The organism is Halanaerobium sp. ST460_2HS_T2, assembly GCF_003337665.1.
In the GTDB taxonomy this organism is placed as follows: Bacteria; Bacillota; Halanaerobiia; order Halanaerobiales; family Halanaerobiaceae; genus Halanaerobium; species Halanaerobium kushneri.
The window spans coordinates 101,540-119,921 of sequence record NZ_QPJF01000006.1 but is presented as its reverse complement, the minus strand read 5'-3'; the positions used below and the strand labels follow the sequence as shown (position 1 = coordinate 119,921).

The 18,382-nt window shown below is 36.1% G+C and carries 22 protein-coding genes; all 22 read right to left on the bottom strand.

From position 1 onward, the window contains the following. Nucleotides 1-125 precede the first annotated feature (125 nt). Nucleotides 126-623: a hypothetical protein gene (locus DFR80_RS04530; protein WP_114489316.1), complete on the bottom strand. Its 498-nt coding sequence runs from the start codon at nucleotides 621-623 to the stop codon at nucleotides 126-128. Nucleotides 624-1,393: 770 nt separating this feature from the next. Then, complete coding sequence (locus DFR80_RS04525) at nucleotides 1,394-2,200, bottom strand: hypothetical protein (RefSeq protein ID WP_114489315.1); 807 nt, start codon at nucleotides 2,198-2,200, stop codon at nucleotides 1,394-1,396. A gap of 541 nt (nucleotides 2,201-2,741) precedes the next feature. Further along, the gene (locus DFR80_RS15175) at nucleotides 2,742-2,897 is read right to left on the bottom strand and encodes a hypothetical protein (protein ID WP_158537678.1); all 156 of its coding nucleotides are present in this window, start codon (nucleotides 2,895-2,897) and stop codon (nucleotides 2,742-2,744) included. Between the two features lie 6 nt (nucleotides 2,898-2,903). After that, complete coding sequence (locus tag DFR80_RS04520) at nucleotides 2,904-3,209, bottom strand: DUF2958 domain-containing protein (protein ID WP_114489314.1); 306 nt, start codon at nucleotides 3,207-3,209, stop codon at nucleotides 2,904-2,906. 16 nt (nucleotides 3,210-3,225) lie between these two features. Continuing rightward, nucleotides 3,226-3,759, bottom strand: a complete 534-nt coding sequence (locus DFR80_RS04515) for a hypothetical protein (protein ID WP_114489313.1) — start codon at nucleotides 3,757-3,759, stop codon at nucleotides 3,226-3,228. After that, nucleotides 3,752-4,054 (bottom strand): hypothetical protein, encoded by a 303-nt coding sequence (locus DFR80_RS04510; protein WP_158537677.1) that lies wholly within the window; start codon nucleotides 4,052-4,054, stop codon nucleotides 3,752-3,754. The genes DFR80_RS04515 and DFR80_RS04510 overlap by 8 nt, the downstream gene beginning before the upstream one ends. 111 nt (nucleotides 4,055-4,165) lie before the next feature. Next, the gene (locus tag DFR80_RS04505; RefSeq protein WP_114489311.1) at nucleotides 4,166-4,768 is read right to left on the bottom strand and encodes a tyrosine-type recombinase/integrase; all 603 of its coding nucleotides are present in this window, start codon (nucleotides 4,766-4,768) and stop codon (nucleotides 4,166-4,168) included. 143 nt (nucleotides 4,769-4,911) lie between these two features. After that, on the bottom strand, nucleotides 4,912-5,511 hold the full coding sequence (locus tag DFR80_RS04500; RefSeq protein ID WP_114489310.1) for a RadC family protein: 600 nt from the start codon (nucleotides 5,509-5,511) through the stop codon (nucleotides 4,912-4,914). 21 nt (nucleotides 5,512-5,532) lie between these two features. Continuing rightward, a complete protein-coding gene (locus DFR80_RS04495; RefSeq protein WP_114489309.1) occupies nucleotides 5,533-5,997 on the bottom strand; it encodes a hypothetical protein in 465 nt (154 codons plus the stop codon). Nucleotides 5,998-6,314: 317 nt separating this feature from the next. After that, nucleotides 6,315-7,115 (bottom strand): hypothetical protein, encoded by an 801-nt coding sequence (locus tag DFR80_RS04490; RefSeq protein WP_114489308.1) that lies wholly within the window; start codon nucleotides 7,113-7,115, stop codon nucleotides 6,315-6,317. 236 nt (nucleotides 7,116-7,351) lie between these two features. Next, nucleotides 7,352-7,612, bottom strand: a complete 261-nt coding sequence (locus DFR80_RS04485; RefSeq protein ID WP_114489307.1) for a hypothetical protein — start codon at nucleotides 7,610-7,612, stop codon at nucleotides 7,352-7,354. A 32-nt stretch (nucleotides 7,613-7,644) separates the two neighbouring features. After that, nucleotides 7,645-8,430 (bottom strand): ParA family protein, encoded by a 786-nt coding sequence (locus DFR80_RS04480; RefSeq protein WP_158537676.1) that lies wholly within the window; start codon nucleotides 8,428-8,430, stop codon nucleotides 7,645-7,647. A 152-nt stretch (nucleotides 8,431-8,582) separates the two neighbouring features. Then, entirely contained in the window at nucleotides 8,583-9,284 is a 702-nt protein-coding gene (locus DFR80_RS04475; RefSeq protein ID WP_114489305.1) for an autotransporter domain-containing protein, read from the bottom strand. 98 nt (nucleotides 9,285-9,382) lie between these two features. Then, nucleotides 9,383-11,257, bottom strand: a complete 1,875-nt coding sequence (locus DFR80_RS04470; RefSeq protein WP_114489304.1) for an S-layer homology domain-containing protein — start codon at nucleotides 11,255-11,257, stop codon at nucleotides 9,383-9,385. A 331-nt stretch (nucleotides 11,258-11,588) separates the two neighbouring features. Continuing rightward, a complete protein-coding gene (gene ruvX / locus DFR80_RS04465; RefSeq protein WP_233493713.1) occupies nucleotides 11,589-12,002 on the bottom strand; it encodes a Holliday junction resolvase RuvX in 414 nt (137 codons plus the stop codon). Then, nucleotides 11,995-13,308: a DUF3084 domain-containing protein gene (locus DFR80_RS04460; protein WP_114489302.1), complete on the bottom strand. Its 1,314-nt coding sequence runs from the start codon at nucleotides 13,306-13,308 to the stop codon at nucleotides 11,995-11,997. Before DFR80_RS04460 ends, ruvX begins: the two co-directional genes overlap by 8 nt. Before the next feature lie 8 nt (nucleotides 13,309-13,316). Next, entirely contained in the window at nucleotides 13,317-14,417 is a 1,101-nt protein-coding gene (locus tag DFR80_RS04455) for an LptF/LptG family permease (protein ID WP_076545694.1), read from the bottom strand. Between the two features lie 15 nt (nucleotides 14,418-14,432). Continuing rightward, nucleotides 14,433-15,152, bottom strand: coding sequence for an LPS export ABC transporter ATP-binding protein (gene lptB / locus DFR80_RS04450; RefSeq protein ID WP_076545693.1), 720 nt, complete (start codon nucleotides 15,150-15,152; stop codon nucleotides 14,433-14,435). 4 nt (nucleotides 15,153-15,156) lie between these two features. Continuing rightward, nucleotides 15,157-15,801 carry an LptA/OstA family protein gene (locus tag DFR80_RS04445; protein WP_114489301.1) on the bottom strand — a complete coding sequence of 215 codons (645 nt, stop codon included), beginning with the start codon at nucleotides 15,799-15,801 and terminating at the stop codon, nucleotides 15,157-15,159. A 42-nt stretch (nucleotides 15,802-15,843) separates the two neighbouring features. Beyond that, nucleotides 15,844-16,416 (bottom strand): LPS export ABC transporter periplasmic protein LptC, encoded by a 573-nt coding sequence (gene lptC / locus DFR80_RS04440; RefSeq protein WP_114489300.1) that lies wholly within the window; start codon nucleotides 16,414-16,416, stop codon nucleotides 15,844-15,846. Beyond that, nucleotides 16,409-17,554, bottom strand: a complete 1,146-nt coding sequence (gene lpxB / locus DFR80_RS04435) for a lipid-A-disaccharide synthase (RefSeq protein WP_114489299.1) — start codon at nucleotides 17,552-17,554, stop codon at nucleotides 16,409-16,411. The genes lptC and lpxB overlap by 8 nt, the downstream gene beginning before the upstream one ends. Next, nucleotides 17,542-18,378 (bottom strand): LpxI family protein, encoded by an 837-nt coding sequence (locus DFR80_RS04430; RefSeq protein WP_114489298.1) that lies wholly within the window; start codon nucleotides 18,376-18,378, stop codon nucleotides 17,542-17,544. Before DFR80_RS04430 ends, lpxB begins: the two co-directional genes overlap by 13 nt. Nucleotides 18,379-18,382 lie beyond the last annotated feature (4 nt).

Below are 18,382 nucleotides of genomic sequence, written 5' to 3'. Positions count from 1 at the left end.
AAAGGATAAGGGTGTGACTGAATATTCTGTAGATAGTATAGTTTCTCAATAACTTAAATTTGACAATGCTTAAATATTTTTATGCAATGCTAGTGTAATTCCTCCTTATAATTTTTAGTCTTAATTTACTGAGCAGCTTTAATTTCAATAGCTTGTTTATCATTAGGAGTTGGAATTTCTCCTAAAATATTATTCTTAAAATCTTTAGTGTTCTTTTCTACTCCAGTTACAAATAGATAATACATCTCGGCCTGAGTAAGCTCTGGTTTGTAATCTGAAATAATGTTTTCTGGAATTTCAACTTTTAGCTTATTATAAAATGTAAAAACAATATCAAGTTCATAGGCCAGGGTATTTAATTCATCTTCAGTAAATCCTCTAGCATTGATAGGGTAAAAAAGTAATTCGATCTTTCCGTCTGGTCTTAAAAATATATGGCTAGGAGATAACTCTGATTCTGCGAGGTAATTTCTGAGTTCAAGAATATATGATTCAATTTCTTCATCACTTACTAAATAAGGTTCAACTCCGTTAAATGTTTCTACAATAATACCAGCTCGCTCATAAAGTTCTTCTACCTTAAATAGATCCTTGTCAAATTCGATTACGTTAGCAGTTTTCATAATAATAATTCCTCCTTAATATTTTTGGTGGTAATAATAAATGTTTCTGTGCCTAATAAATGTTGTCTTGTTGTGTCAGCCCGATAACGGCCCGCTGACTCAGCACCCTTTCGGATCCCTCCTATGGCCGTCTGCTAAAAAGCAGATTTGCAATATTAATTTTTATTGTAGGCATCACCTTCCTTTAAATTTATCTTGTAATAATTTTTGTTTGATTAAGTCTATATACAGTATAATTACTAAACTCTTAAAAATCGAGAGTAAAGGAAAAAGTCAATTTTAACTTCCGGTACTATTAACCTTACTGAGAGCAAAAGCTTGATATAATAGTGATCTTGATCTAAATAGTCTTAAATAACCGGAAGAATTATTTATTTTTTTCCGCTGAAAATATGGCTCAAACTAAAAATAAATTCATTTATTCTTTATAATTTAAAATATTTAGTTTTTGTTGAAGTTTATCACCATCCTAAAATTAATCCGTCGATATTTGTTTTCTTTCTTGACTATAAATAAATTATATAAAAATAAAGCATTTTAAGATATATCAGTGGAAGAAACCAATTTTAACTTCCGGTACTATTAACCTTGCTGAGAGCAAAAGCTTGATATAATAGAAATCTCAAGATAAATAATCTTAATGGACTGGAAAAACTTTTTATTTTTTTCTGTTGAAAATAGGACTGAAATCAAAAAAAAAAAGCCAGACCACTATTACATGGTCTGACTCTAAAGAGGATTTCTAAACTATTCTATTTTAACTACTATAATTACTCATTATATTGCTGTTCATTTAATTCTAAGCTTTCAACTAATTTAATTAATTCATGATTCTCCTTTTCAATTTGATCTGAATGGGACATTTTAATTTCCATTAATTTTTTCTTTACATTAATTATAGTTAATTCTTCTTCTTTTAATTCTTCGATAATTTCTTGAGCTACTTCTGGAGTATATGATGATATATGCTCAAATATCTGTGATAAATAAGATTTTACTTCTTTCTCCATCGACATGAACCCAATATAATCTTTATACTGATTAATAATCTTTCCTGTTTTTATGTGATCAAATTTACTTTCATATTTATCTAACCTTTTATAATCATAATCTTTAATCTCAGATACAATCTTAGAATATTCTTCCATTAGCTTTTGAAGTTGAAAACTTTCTTTTATAATTTTTTCTAATAGTTCAGCATGTTCTTCTTTATTCTTTTTATTATTTCTCAATTTCATACTTTTTTCATAAAGTTTTTTAATTCTATCATTTGTACTATTTACTAGCCTCTTTTTGTTTATTAATTGCTCAAATAAATCTTCATTCTCATCATATTTTAGTAATAAAATTAAAAAAATTGCGTTCAGTTGTTTTTCATCAAAAGAATATCCTCCTTTTTCTTTCTCTTTTATAGGTTTTATCTTAAATATATCAGAAAACTCTTCTTTTTTTAATAAATTACTTATTTCAACAACTTTTTTTCTTATAGAAGATAAACCTGGTAAGATATTGTTTCCCACTGAACTTTCATACTTTTTAATCAATTCTACAAGTTCTTTTTGATTCCACTCTGACATTTTAAATCATCCCCTCACTATTAAATAATTTAACTTAATTGTATCTAAAATATACTGTAGCTGCAATATTTTTACGGGTTACGGGAATTTAGTGGGAACTAGTACGGTTTACAAAAATTACTGACATGACAATAATCATAATAATAATACCCGTTAAACCGTAGATAAAAAAAGAGATAATTAGGAGAAATTGAAAAATATCATTTTCCCATTTTTTTTTGTGGTAATGTTTTTGGGAAAATATATTTTTCAATTCCGTTTCTTTAGTAATTTAGTAATAGATTAATATATTTCAATAGATTTTTTCTGAAAATAATAGAAATGTACTCTAGGTGGGTTGTTTTTTCTCTGTCCTCCGGCCTCCAAAAATACTACACTAAGCTCTGAAAGGAATTCCCACCGGGTTTTCGGGAGTCGCCTCCATCATCACTGTCAAAACAGGGCTAATCAACCCCCGGTTTGAATACCGTATGACCACCGAACCCCGCTATCTTTGCAAAAAAAGAACACCTCACGTTCAAGGTATCCTTTTTCAATCATTCTACAGGTATCGATCAGGAAGGAGTGAGAGTATTTTTTCTGAGGAGATCATATTTGAACTACCAGCTACTCTATCAGCAGCTTCTGCAGCTTCCATTCCTTCCAAAATCAATCGAATCACCAACACCAAAACAACGGCCCAATTCACATTAGCCAATCTACTTCACCTCCTCCTTTTTTGTATTTCCTGTCGTACTTCCGACAACGGCTTAGGTTCAAAATGCAGATCTCTTTCAATCCCGAGTTCAAAAACCCGAATACTTTTCATCTCAGAAAGACAAAAAATCCCAATTTCAAGGAAATCACCATCTACAAGTCCCCAGAAATGATCATCACTGTAGCCAGCTGCATACCATGTCCAATTACTTAGCGGATGAAAGAACTTGACCTGTACAACAGGATCATCGAAAGCTTTAGCCTCTTCAATTGAGGGTAGCTTTTTCTCGATCTCTTTAGTTAGTAGTCTCATTTTTTAGCTCCTTTCCTTAAGCAATTAGTTCTTTTATTTTATCTTTTAGCGACATATCATCTACATATCTTACAGGCATTATTATTGCCTTTACTTCTCCATCTTGGCAGACGAAAAGGGGCTCTATTTTTCCTGCAGCTTTGTAAGTATCACCCAGCTCCAGCAGAAAATCATACTTTCTCAGAAATATTGCCAGCATATCTTTTACCTTGTAGATCCTGGCCTCTTTTTTCTTATCTCGTTTTAGGTAGAATGGTGTAATTTCAACTTCTTCAAATGCCGCTTCTACTTTATCAATTATCCTCAGAACATTTACATCTGTACTTTCAAATTTATCTCCAGTTTTAGAAATTGCTCCAACAAAGTTCAGTGGAATGTTGGCTGTGGACTTGAAGCTATTGTACTTTGAGAAAAACTCAGTGAATTCCTCTTCGTCCATGATTAGCATAATGTAAGTGTCAGAAATTACATATTTAGCATTATCAAGTGGAACTATTATGAGATTACTACTTGGTCTTACAAGTGATGCAATTTTTGCTCCGTTAATCATTTTGGTTAGCCTCCTTCTTCAGATCATCGAGTATTTCTTTTTCTTCCTCTGTTAGATTATTTCTGATCCAACTTACTTCATCTATTATCTCAAGATATTCAGTTATTTTTAGAGCATAGATTCCCCATCTAGGGTAATTCATCTCTTGTGATTCATAAATTACGACATTTTTTTCATCATCAGTTAGTACAGCCTGGTGTATTTTTCCATCAAAACTTATATTTACAACTGCAGTTTTACTATCAGCGTAGTCAAAATTCAACTTCATTTTGTATCCTCCTTTTTTGATTGTCAATTGCCAGCTTTCTCAGCTAGCCGGCTTTCCAGCTTAGCTGCCTTATTAGCATCAATTATTATTACTCCAGCAATTTTATGATTATTCCAATTATGATCTCCATTTTATTTACTATTCCTCCTTATTCTTCTCCCGAAAGTTCTTCATTTGCACTTTTAACTCTGAATCATAAATGTAAGTATATATCATAGTTGTATTTAATTGGTTATGACCAAGTGCTCGTTGGACCATTCTGATGTTTTTTGTCTTACGAAGCATATCTGTAGCGAACGTATGTCTGCATGTATGCGGACTTACATTTTTGGAAATTCCTGCCTTTTTTGCATATCTCTTTACCATGTCCTGCACGTATCTATTATCCAGCTTATTTCCCAGGGTTCCCTTACTCATGGCCGTGAAGACGTAATTCAAATTTTCTTTTGCTTCTAGTGCTTGCCTCTGCTTCCAACTCTTCAGCAGCTCCAGATTTTCTTCTGCCAGCCACAAAATTCGGTCCTTCGCTCCCTTGCCTTCTACTACCTTCAGCTGTCCTGTCATTAGAGATATATTTTTCCATTTAAGCCCGGTTGCCTCTGACAACCGCAAACCAGCATCCAAAAATATCTTCAGCAGCAGGTGGTTTCTCTGTCCAGTTACGTATCTCGGATTGGGCTGTTCCAAAAGTCTTTTTTGTTCTTCTTCACTAAGTACATTGGGCAACTTCTTCTGTCTCACGATTTAGCCTCCTTTTTATGCTATTTTTGTAATTACTCGCTTTTCTTAACTTTTTCGAGTACATCTACGTCAAATTTACTCCTTAGCTCAATTGATTAGGAATTACGAGCTATTTTACGTTTTTCACCATTTTTCAGTTTGACTTACCAGTTCAATTTTTCTTTCAAACTGGTGAAATTATCTCGGCCAATGATTACGTGATCCACCAGCTGTACTTCGAGAATTTTAGCTGCTTTCGCAAGTTTATCGGTGGTCTTCTCATCATCAAATGATGGTGTAGGATCTCCACTGGGATGATTATGAACTACTACTACTGCCTTTGCCAGACTTCTTACTGCGGGAGCGAAAACTTCTCTTGGAGAAAGCAGACTGTTGCTGATTGTGCCTCTAGTTACAATCTTTTCAGACATGATCTCACTTTTCACATTCAGCATCAGGATCCTGGCCTCTTCCTGCTCAAGAAACTGCATCTCCTTGAAGTAGTTGTAGACATCCAATGGATTGCCAATCTTAGTAGTATTTTTCTTCTCAGCTTTTAGTATCCTTCGAATTATTTCAGCAACTGCAGGTATTTGTTCACTCTTTACTTTACCTATTCCTTTGTACCTCTGCAGTTCTTTACTGTAAGTTTTTAGAATTATTTCCTCCAGTGAGTTGTAATCTTGAAATAGTTCTACTGCAGCTGACTCAGAAACCAATCTACCCAGCAGCATTTGATCATCAAAATCTTTGTAGTTTAGCATTTTCTTTGCTCCTTCCTTAGTTTAGAATGGTAGTTCATGATCCTCATTCAGCTCAGCTTTGTGGTCCCTGTGATATTTTGCAATGTCTACAGATTCTTCTCTCAGAAAGTCTTCAATTTCCTCATCATGATCTCCAACCTCAGAAAGAAACGTCATCATGCATTCATTATCCATCAGGATTCCTATTTTGTAGAAACTTATACTTTCCAGCTTATATTCTTCAACATATTCCAGAGGACAGCCTAGCAGACCATCATTTTCTGGATTCAATCCAAAGAGAGAAAGATCCCTTAAGTTATCTCCTTTTTCTAGCACAATCACAAAACCTTCCAACCACCCCAGCCTGAACTGGTCTAATGTTTCTCTTCTGCCAAGCAGATCGAAAAGCTGCAGAAAGTAGTTTTTGATCCACTGCAAATATTCTTCATTCAGCACTTCTGTGTTCTCCAGTAATTCCAAATCTTCAAATGTCTTAATTATCCTCATTTTATCCACTCCTTTATTTTAGTTTTTAACCTAAAAAAGAAAGATACCTCAACTAGGAAGGTATCTTTCTTAATCTATATAAATGATATATATCTCAAACTTCTTTCAAATCGATTTTTTACAAGCACAATTTTTTTGTCCTTCAATTGCTAGCACTACTAGAATCCGGGCAATTATCTATCATTTTGTAGCTACTCTCTACATTGTAGACATTCTGGCCTCTTTTTTTCTTAACACACAAAAAAAGACCCATGCCCTCATCAAAAAGGCATAGGTCTTTAGTGACATATTTATAGTTTGTATATTTGGTATTTATTTTACTTATCACTTAGTCTTTCTTTTTCACTTTCAATCAGAACCTCTGAATAATTAGTTAATTCTGCAATTTCCTCAACTGTTTTATTTTCTTTAAGTAGATTTATTACAGTATTTTCAATAATCGCATTCATTTTTTCATTTTTGATTTCTCTTAAAACCTCTTCATGATCTAATAACATTTGGATTTTTCTTTCTACTTTATTAATAAGTTCACGAATATAATCATTTTCAATGTTGGATTCTATATTATTTTTATAATACAATCTATTTAATTTGCTTACATTCTTATTTAACATTGTTGTCTTGATTTTAGCTCTATATTTTTTAATTTCATTATAGTTTTTACTAATGTTTTTCAAAAAATACCATTCATCTCCTTCTGGAGAGAATTGACTTTCTGAAAATGGATCTTCTAGAATATTGAAAGCTATATTCCAAAAATAATCTAAGCTTTGATCAATTTTTTCAAAAATATCTATTTGTCTTTTTAATAGAATTAAATCTATTCCAAATAAATTATCCTGCTCATAATAATTCACTATTTGTTTATAAAAATCATCATCATTGTAATAAATAAAGTTATTGAAATCATCAAAATAAATTTCTCCATCAAAAATCACATCTTCAAGCCATTCATGGATATTAAATTCATCTAATTTAGCTTCCATATCAATTTTCTTAAATATAGTTCTTTCTTCTTTATTCATTTCTTCCATTTTTCTCTCAGAAAATAGATCCTTATTTAGTAACTTTGGTAAAATATCAACCAATTCTAATTCATTAACAACAGCTTCAGTCATAACATTCACTCCAATTAAATTATTTTATTGATGTTATGTTAATTTTATATGTAAATAATTAGAAATACAAGTATATTCCTGAATCATTTCAAAAACCATATTTCTTCTTTCCAGAATCACAGCTGAACTCCGATTGTATTTTAGCTGCCTTTTTGACTTAGCTAACACTCTAGGACTTCTTTTTCTGAGAACAAAAAAGACCCATGCCCTCATCAAAAAGGCATAGGTCATTAGTCTTAGTCCAGGTGTTTTGCAATGTAGTGTTTTATAGCCAGATTTACAAGCTGAGTATAGCTATCTATTACATCCTTATCCTTGAGCAGCTCCATCTTCTCCCTGACTGGCTTTTCAAGATAGGTAGTAACCCTGGTGTGAACCTCATCAAAGCTTTTCTTTTCTCTTCGCTTTTTCAGATTCTCTTTCAAAGCAGCATCATTATCCTTTACTTTAGACTTCTTTTTCAACTCTGGTTTATTTACCTGTACTTTTTTAGGCATCAAAAATCCCCCTTAGATTTTTAGTCCTTCACCTACTGCAGCCGCTGAATCATCTCTTCTATTACTCTTTCAAACTGGCTCAAGGTTCTTGCCCTCCATGGTAGATCTCTCATTGTTTCCTGATTGAATTGAGCATTGGGAATTGCTGTATCTACTCCGATGTAGTTCTCAAAGAAGAGAACCGGGTAGGTTCTTTTGAACTCTGCAAGCATTCTCTTAGTCAGATTTCTTCTTAGATCCACTTTGTTAGCCACTATTCCTAGAACTTTCAGCTTAGTTTCTGCCTTCAACTGCAGTTCTTTGATTTCCAGTAGAAAACTGATCAGATTCTTTAGTGCAAGCTGCTGGGCTTCTGCAATGATTAGCAACTGATCACTGACAATGTAGCCAGCTCTAGAAAGTTCAGTCAGACTCGGTGGATGGTCCAAGAGAACAAAATCATAGGTCTCCTTCAGCTCCTCCACTATTTCTGCCAGAGTGTTGCTGACACCAGTCTGTATTTCATCCACTCTAGCTGACCCGGCTATGATTTTCTTGTCTACTTTGCCGGGCAGCTCAACTACTACATCTTCCAATGCTTTCTGGCCTGTTAGTAGATCGAAAAGATTACTATCTTCATTCTGGCTCAGGTTGATGTCAGTCAGGTCAGTCTGTGAATCAAGGTCCAGCATCATTACAGAGTAACCTGCATTGGCTACTTCCTCAGCCATGACTGTAGTCAGAGTGGTTTTCCCAACTCCACCCTTCCGGTTAGAAATACTTATTACTTTTGGACCGAGCTTACTTTCAGCTTTAGTTGTTATTATTCTTTTAGGCACTAATATTCCCCCTCTCCCTACGTAGACAGTTTACGTCTACTGTTTACGTCTACGTTTACTTTATTATTTTGTTAGGAGAAAAGTCTACAGAGACAGAAAAAGCCCTTAAAGCAGAATTGAAATCTCTGCCTTAAGGGCTCTTAAAGTTATATTTAAAAGTTATATCCAACACCTAAACTATAAGAAAAACCTTTACTGTAAACATTTCCTTCATCTTGATCATCTATTTCCATATAAATATAACCTAAAGCAGCATTAAGATTCCAATTTTCTGCAAAAGAACGCTCATAAGCTACACCTAAACGGTAGCTAACTGCATCCAGATCATAATCATTATCTTGTTCTAACTTACCAAAATAAGGTCCAACTAGTTTTTTGTTTTTAGTACCTCTATAAAATCCTAAGCCTCCACCTAAAGACCAGCGGTCATTTAGATTATAATCTGCTAAAAAAGCTAAACCATGTAATCGTACATCAGTTTCTCCAGTATGCTTTATTCCGTTAATTTCAGAAGAACCTTCTACACCACCAAAGATATATTCGTATCTAATAGTTCCATCCCACTGTTCAGTTAAAGCTTTTTGAGCTCCTAGATAAACAATTGGCACTCGATCAATATTATCCATTTTTTCGATCTGATCAATTGAGCTACCAGGAGGCAACTTAGCTAATATCTTTCCTTTTTCATCAAAATATCCTCCATTCAAATCATCAATAGTTGTATTCCACTTATCTAAAGTCACCTCTGTAATAGCCATACCACCAATAGCTTCCCATTCAGAAGCTGCTGCATTACCTGCAACAAGTCCTACCATTAGTAAAGCCATCATTAAAACTATAATTTTATTCTTCACTTTTTAAATTCCTCCTTGTATATTTACATAATTTTCCTTATAACATAGAAAACCCGAGGGAAAATCCCCCGGGTGTTTTATTTCTATTTTGTGTCTATTTAGAAGCTAACGGTTAGAGATGAAATAACTGCATTACCAGTTCCATCAACGTCAGCTGGAACTGTATCAAAGTCCGCATTAGTATATAGAGGACCTACAGTACCATCAATCCAATGAACTTCAGTATTCCAGGTTACATTAGAAGCAAGCTCTTTAGCCATTGTACCTTTTAGGTAATTATAGCTAATTACATCACCGGCTGTTTTTTCTTCATTTACGTTAACAAATGAAGCACCCAATGTTGTGGTTTCATTCCAAGCATAGTTTGTACCTAATTCAACAACTGTTGCATCGTGACCATCTTCAAAGCCATCATTTGTAGTAAATTCTACAGATGCATTGTTTGTAAAGTCACCATATGTGTTATCCAGTCCTACAGAAATTGTACTTTCATCCTCTTGATTTGTGAAGCTATCTCCAGGCTGAACAAAAGTATAGTCACCAGTTACTGTATTGTTTTCATTCAATACATAAGTAGCACCAATGTTAAATAGGTCATAATCTGCAGCTTCTTCAAGGTCATTATAAGGAGCTACAAAATTCTCTCCTACAACCTCTACCATACCGTCAACTGTTAAAGCATCACTTACAGCAAATTCAGCATTTACATTAAATAATGTATCACTATCACTTGCACCTGCTAAATCTTCATAATCATTATAAACAACTTCTCCACCCATTGTTAAAGCTTCTGTTACTTCTACTCCAGATACTTCAACAGCAAGATCAGTTACCTGATCATAGGATGGATGATCTCTAACGTGATAAAGTTTACCTGTAACAGTACCAAAATCCATCTCTCTGGTAACTGTTGCACCAAATGTCTCTTCATCAGTTTCAGCAGTTCCATCTCCATCTGTACCAACAACAAATGCTTTGATGTCATTACCCATATAAGAAGTGGTCATTTCCATACCATCACGATCTTCTTCATCAACAAAATATGGTTCAATTTGGTAGTCGCTGAAATTACCAAACTTAAATCCATAATCTTTGTAGGCAACTTCTAAAAGTGCAGTGTCCATTACAAAATCATTTGAATCTGCACTTGCAGGGTTTGATACTGCCGAACTTAAACCTGAAACATCATTAAACCAAGTATCTTCTTGAGTAAATACTGTAGTAGTTGTATCAACAGCTAAATCAAATTTAGCCTCACCTAAATTACCCATTACTGATAAATCATACTCTTGATAAAAAGCTTCTTCAGCTGGAAAATCTCCAGTATCACCAGCAATATCATAATCTAAAGCATCTCCATCAGCCCATAAAGCTAATGCTGCTGCAGGCTCATCACCATAATTAGCAGTTTCGAATGTTGTAGTTATATCCATACCAAATTCAATGTTGTCATTTGGCATATCTTTTTTCAGCTGATCAACAGTTTTCTGCATTTCAGCCATATCAGCTGACAATGCATCAACGTCTGCACCTAATACTTTAAGTTCAGCTTTTAATTCGAATGTTAAAGCATCAACGATATCTGCTACTTCTTCAGCCTGTCCATCACTAAGTGTTTCGTTCTCAGGCATGTTCTTTTCCATTAAGGACTTAACGATAGCAGTTACGTCTTCAGCCTGACCTGTAGTTAGACCTTCACCCATAGCGTCCATTTCTTCAGCCATAGCTTCTTGCTCAGCAACAATGTTGTCTAGAGCACGGCTAACCATAACAGCCATTTCGTAACGAGTCATGTTCTGGTCACCTTTGTATTCGCCATCAGGATAACCTTCAACGATACCAGCAGCAACCAGCTTGTTGATTGCATCATATGCCCAGTGATCACTTGGCACGTCAGAGAATGACTGTGCAAAGGTAGGCATAGCAAATGCTACAACTAACAGTAAAGCAATTGTAATTGTAAGTTTTTTCATTATTAAAATCCCCCTTGATTGTTATCTTTCTTTTTCTTTCGATATATAAGTTCTAATAACTTATGCAATCATAGAGGACATCCGAGCGAGTTACCTAGTTTCCTCTTCATCTGTCCAAAAGATTTTTAAATAAGCATCTTAGAACTCTTATAACTCTACAACTCCGCAGCTCTGGGGGGCACCTCCTTTCCGCCGCATTTTAGCGTCGAGTTTATAAGCAATATTAAACTTTCGTTTGCAAATTAAATTATATCAGCACTTTAACTAAAAAGTCAAATATAATTATTCAAACTATTTATATTCTTCATCCTCAAATCACATTGTAATGGTATTATTTGCTTTTGTCAAGCTTTTTTAAATATTTTTCACCAATAATTAAGGCTGCATAGTCATCCAGAGGTTTTTTTATCTTCCAGCTGACTATTTTTCGCAGCAGTTTTTCGTAATTAGACATTGGTTTTTCTGCCAGATAACGGGCCTGAGCTTCCTCGGTTGTATATTTTTCCTCAATCAGACTGATTTTCATTTTAGGATAGGCACCAGTCACTATTTCTCTCAACTCTTCAGCTCCGGTTCCATTACCAATTACAATTTCTTTAATCTGATAGTGATTAAAAATCTCATTTAGATGATCTAATAACACATTTTTTTTTATTATTGTTTTTTCTTTCTCACTTCCAGCAAAAGAGAGAACTGCTGCTCCTATCTTATCACGACCGGGATCCAGTGCTAATAATTCACTCATTATTATCCGCCTTTCTGCCAGTATTCTCAGACTCAGGATTCAGCTCTTCTAGATCAAATTTCAGATTATCATTTAGTCGATCCTGACGCCAGATATCAGCATCAGCATAAATACTGATCCGAACTTTGCCACTTGCAGCACGAACTCTGTTGACCAGATCATAAAACTGACTGAAGTTGATACTGCCTACCTGACCGGAATTATCCGGTAAAAGCCCCTGACTAATTGCTTTTTCGTTTATATCCTGCAGCAGTGCTTCTAATTCAGTTTCAATTTCCTTACTGCTCTGTTCAGCACTAATTTCTCTGCTGCTAATTAACTGGCCCTGCTCAAAGACTTTAAAATCCTCATAAAGCTGGAAATTAGCATATAACCAGTCATTTTTAGGAACATTTACTCTTGCAATTAGAGAAACAATAACTCTACTGCCAGGCTCCATATTATAAATAATGCGGGCAGCATTTAAGATATCCTCTGTCTGCAGACGAAGTGCCATTCCAGTATCCTGATTAACTTCAATCTCTTTTTGAAGTGCCACCTTATTAGCTGCCTGCAGGTATTTATTTAAAGCAGAAATTGTCTCCTGCTCACTGCGTCCTCCCTCAAGAGTATCAGTATAGACTATATCACCTTTCTGGTAGACCATATCTTCTCCCATATAGTAAATCACACCGGCCTGCAGCTGATTGGCAACTTCCCGCAATTTATCATAGTCAGCTTCCAGTTCCGATATTTGTTGCTGCAGATCGGACACCTGAGTTTCCAGCTCATCTCGTTGAGAACTCAATTCGTTAACCCGGTTCTGCAGTTCGTTTCTATTCTGACTTAATTCGTCCAGTTCCTTTTCCACAGCTGCTATCTCCTGATCGCGTTTTGCAATTTCTTTTTCGCGAGCCGCAATTTCAGCCTCTTTTTCCGTTATCTGCTGCTCTTTTGTTTCAATTTCCTGCTGCAGGCTGGAAAGCTCCTGGTCCTTTTTATTAAGTTCTTTATCTTTAGCTGCCAGTTCTTGATCTCTATTTTGAAGTTCCTCATTTAAATATTCTAGTCTTGTCAGCACATCATTAATATTAAATAAAGCCTGTCTCAACTCGGAATAAACTGCCAGCAATATAGTAACAGAAAGAACGGCGATTAGAATACCCGTTACTATAGTTATAATAATCGAAGAATATCTGGGGCGGAGACCAAACAAAGATACCCGCTTTTTACCCATTTTCATACCAATTCGATCACCAATATAGGCTATTAAACCACTTAAAATTACTACCGCTGCTATTATAACAAACGCGTTAATGATCTCCACCTCCTTAATTACTGTCTCGTCGTCTTAATCAGCAGCCCAACACCAACAATGAATATCACTATATTCTGCAGCCAGGCACCCAGCCAGGGCTGAATACTCCCCTGACTACCAAGAGCATCTCCAACTGTCATTAAAATATAATAAATAAAAATAATTATTATACTGATTCCAAAACCAGTTGCTGAACCGGCAGAACGCTGTGGTTTGATGCCCAGTGGTGCTGCCAGTAAAGCAAAAATAAAGCTTGCCAGCGGAATTGAAAATCGATGGTGCAGAGCTACCCGCTCTTCGTAGGCGGTCCTGCCCTGCTCTTCCTTAAGGGCAATATGCTCACTTAATTCTCTAATATTCATCTCGTCTATACTCTTGCCAAGTTTTCCAGCCTGAGTTGGAGAATGAATCTCCTCCCGGGAACGATAGGTGCTGAACTCCAGCGCCGGCTGCCGATTATTTCGATCTAGAAAATACACTGTGCCATTATAAAAATGCCAGCCATCACTCAGCCATTCTGCACGCTCTGCTTCCAGGACACTGTCCGGACTGCCGTCCTCAAAACTCTGGACGACCACATCTTCCATCATACCACTTTCACCATTAAAACTGTGAGCATAGAGTATATAATCCGGTCTGCGAGTACTGCTGTCCATAGGAGTCAAAAATAAGTCATACTGAGTTTTCGGTCTCTGCTCACCATGACGAGCCTGATACATTATCTGCTCAGCCTGGTAATTGGCATTAGGAACCAGAAACTCGGTAATGGCAACTGTAACCCCACTGGTTACCAGTCCCATAATGAGGGCCGGTAAAACTAGAGAAAGAATGCTCACTCCTCCAGCTCTCATGGCTGTAATCTCACTATCACCCGAAAGTCGGTTATAAGCCATAATTGTTCCCAGTAGAGAAGCCATGGGAAAAGTTAAAACTATAATTTCCGGCAGACTCAAAAAGAAAAGTCTAATTAAAGTAAAAACATCCACTCCCCACTGAGTATAAAACTCTGTCAGGTCAAAAATTAAATCAGTTCCGATAAAAATACCTGTAAAAGCTGCCACACCAAAGAAAAAAGGTGCAATCAATTCTTTATAAATGTATTTATTAATTGTCTTCAAAAAAGATGCACCTCACTAAATTTTAAATTTGTCGCCGAGATAGAATTTGCGAGCCTGCTCATTTTGGGCTATTTCTTCTGAAGTTCCAGAAAGCAAGATTTTGCCTTCGTGCATAATATAAGCGCGATCTGTAATCGAAAGAGTCTCTCGCACACTGTGATCAGTAATTAAAACACCAAGACCTCGTTTTTTGAGATAGCGGATTATTTCCTGAATATCATTAACTGCAATCGGATCTACTCCAGCAAAAGGCTCATCCAGAAGAATAAATGCAGGATCTGCCGCCAGGGCTCTGGCTATTTCCACCCGACGTCTTTCCCCACCGGAAAGCTGAAATCCCTTACGATTTCTTAATCCTTCAATATGAAACTCCTGCAGCAGCTCTTTAATATTTTTTTCAATCTCCTTCTTATCTAAATCTCGATATTCCAGAATTGCTTTTAAATTCTCCCCCACTGTCAATTTACGAAAAATTGAAGCCTCCTGGGGTAAATAACCTATCCCGAGCCGGGCACGTTTGTAAACAGGTAGATTTGAAATATTATGTTCATCAAAAAATATCTGACCACCATCCGGATTAATCAAACCTAAAATCATATAAAAAGTAGTTGTTTTACCAGCTCCATTAGGGCCCAAAAGCCCAACAATCTGGCCGCGGTCCACCTTAAGGTCAACCTCATTGACTACTCGTTCTTTATTGTATTCTTTAATTAAACCCTGAGCTTTGATAGTCATCTAATTACTCCCTCGCTGTCTCACTGCCGCTGCCTGCAGCAGAATTTTCTTCACTAAAGCGCAGAGTAGCCTGACCTGTAAGTTTTACCTCATCGGTCTTTTGATTAACTTCTGCTGCCTGAGAATTAAAGGATTCTCCGTTCCGCTCACCTTTAACATTACCTTTTAAAGAAATTAACTCTCGATCAAGATAGTAAATTATTTGGTCGGCCTCAGCCCAAAAATTATTATATTCCAGATAGGCATTACCCAGAACTTCAATTCTATCTTCAGCTCGATAAATATCAATTTGATCTGCCTGCAGCAGAGAATTTTCGCCCCTTACTTCAGCTTCTTTAGTTAAATGAAAAATCTGGTCAGCCAGATTTCCAGTTAGCTCAACTGCTTCAGCCTCAAATTCCTGATAAAAAAGTTGAACATTTTTTCTGAATTCAACTTCTCCATTATAACGACGGTATATACCTTCATCCTCTGCTGTAATGCGCAGCTCATCGTAGACAAATTCTACATTACCGGTAGCCTTAAAAATCTGGCCCTGAGCAGTCTGTTCCAGATTAAGATTATCACCATTTAATTCCCTGACTGCAGCTGCATTAGCAGTAAGGGCCAGGATAAATATTAATAAAAAGAATAAAATTTTTTTCTGCATCATAATTGCTCCTCAATTAAAATAATCATTAAACAAATTCCACTACTCCGCTGTCAGATTTGAAAAATCAACTGCAGCCTGTTTATTATCTCCTCTGAGTTTTAAATCTTTTAAATTAAGATCTGAGCTAAAACTGCTGGCGGTAGATTGAAATTCACTGCCTTTAATCTCAACCGAACCTCGCCCTTCCAAAAAATTGCGATCTAAATAATAATCAAGTTCCTCAGCTTCAATATAATAACGATCACTCTCGATAACTACATTACCGCGAATCTCAAGATAATTTTTGCTGCTGTAATAAATAGCAAAATCCCCTTTGAGAGTATATAACAGCTGTTCATCATTGAGAGAATAGACTTCTGCCTCAACCGGTTTTAACTCCATCCGCTGATTCTCTTTATAATTTTTAAGGTTTTCACTCTCTAACTTTAGCTCGTGCTGCTGTTGGTTATTAAAAATACTAAAATTTACCTCTTCCAGTTCCTCCTCGGGCAGCTCCTGATTTTCAGCAGGCGGCTTAGGTGGAGTAATCGGATTTTTTTCCAGGCTAAAATATAGAGAAAAAATGATAATAATAAAAATAAAGAGCGCTAAAAAAATACTCTTTCTATCCACGATTTTTTAGCCCTCCTTCTCTAAGCAGTAAATCTGCTGTTTTTTTCACTGCACCTCCACCACCAAGTTTGTGGCGTACCGTCTGCAGTTCCTTTTTTATTTTTTTTAATTCTTCTTTATTATTCAACCAGTTCAACGAAAGATCAGCAATTTTTTCTGCTTCAAAATCATTCTGCAACAGCTCCGGCACTACTTCTTCTCCAGCAATAATATTGGGCAGTCCGACAAATTGAACCTTAAACAGATATTTAGCAAGCAGATAAGTAGTTAGAGCTGCCTGATAACAGATTATCTGAGGTGTATCTAATATAGAAGCCTCCAGAGTTGTGGTTCCCGAAGCCGAAATTATAAATTCTGAAATCTGCATCAATTGATAATTGTTTTTTTGAATAATCTTTAGCTCAAGATCAAATTTATTAATAAAAGAATTTAAATACTCAAGTTCAATCCCGTCTGCAGCAGAAAGCAGAAATTCAAGCTCCGGCTTTTTAGCTTTTATTTTCCGGACTGCTTTTAACATTTCCGGCAGCAGAGATTCAATTTCTCCTCGACGGCTGCCAGGAAAAAGAGTGATTATCGGTTTTTGATGATTAATTTTTAAATCCTTTTTAATTTCAGCCTCTGTTTTTTCCACTTCTACAATATCAACCAGGGGATGACCGACAAAAGTGACTTCTGCTCCTGCCTGTTGATAAACATCTCTCTCCATTGGGAAAACAGCTGCAATATGAGTACCATAAGAAGCCATCTTGCTGGCTCGCCGCTTATTATAAACCCAGGCAGATGGCGGGAAATAATTGACTGCCTTAATCCCTTCCTGACTGCAGGCTTTAGCTAGCTTCATGTTAAAAGCTGAATAATCGACCAGAAAAACAAGATCTGGTTTTCGCTCTCTGAGCAGCTTTTTCATTTGTCTGAGATGCTTAAAATGAGTTGTTAGATTTTTTAAGGCCTCTATATAGCCAATAGTACTAATTTTAGTAGGGTCAATTAAAATCTCCGCTCCTATTTCTCGAAGCGCAGTTGAACCCATACCAAAAATTTGAACACTATCATTTACTTCTTTTACTTTTTTTAGGACTGCAGCAGCGTGCATATCTCCCGATATCTCGCCTGCAGAAACCATTATTTTTGCCAAGGTAGAATTAACTCCCCTTCTTTATATTCCGCGGCAGCAATTACAATTCCGCTGGCAGCTGCTCTGCGGCAAAATTCCTCTTTATTTAAAACAAAAGTTTTTTCTGCTTCGATAATTAAAGCAGCTGCCTCAGCTGCAATTAAATTATCCAGCGTCTTTAAACCAACTGTTGGTAGGTCAAAGCGAAGATCCTGACTTTTTTTACTGCATTTAGCCATAACCACTCCCGGGCCACCAAATTTTGCCGCCCGTTTTATGGCCTCATCTGTTCCTTCAATTGCCTCGAGAGCCATTACAGCTCCATCTTTAATTAAAGCTGTCTGGCCGATATCAAAACGACCGAGATTAAAGGCGGTCTCAAAAGCAAAAATTAGGTCTTTTTTTAAATCAGCTTCCACTTGACCGGCCAGAACTCCTGCTTCTGCCAGCTGATCTTCTAAAAGATAAGTCTGAGGTAAAATCTTAACCCCCGAATTTATAAATTCCAGTGCCAGAGCTCTTAAAATTGTGTCATCATTTAAATCAGGCAGCTGTGCCAAAAGCTGCTTAAGCTTCTGATCAGGATTAAAATCAGCAAAAAGATGTGTTTTCTTAATCTTGCCCAGCCAGATAGCCTCTTCAATTTTTTCTTTCTCTAAAAGCTGCAAAATTTCCTCCAGTCGGGTTAAATTAACCGTATATTCTGCACAGTCTAAATCAGAGAATTCAGCTGTGATTTCTTCGGCTATTTTTATAACAATAAAATTTTCTCCGGCAGCCTGAGCCTTCTCAGCCCAGAGCCGCGGCAGATCACCCCAACCTGCAATCAGAGCTTTTTTAGTCATCGAT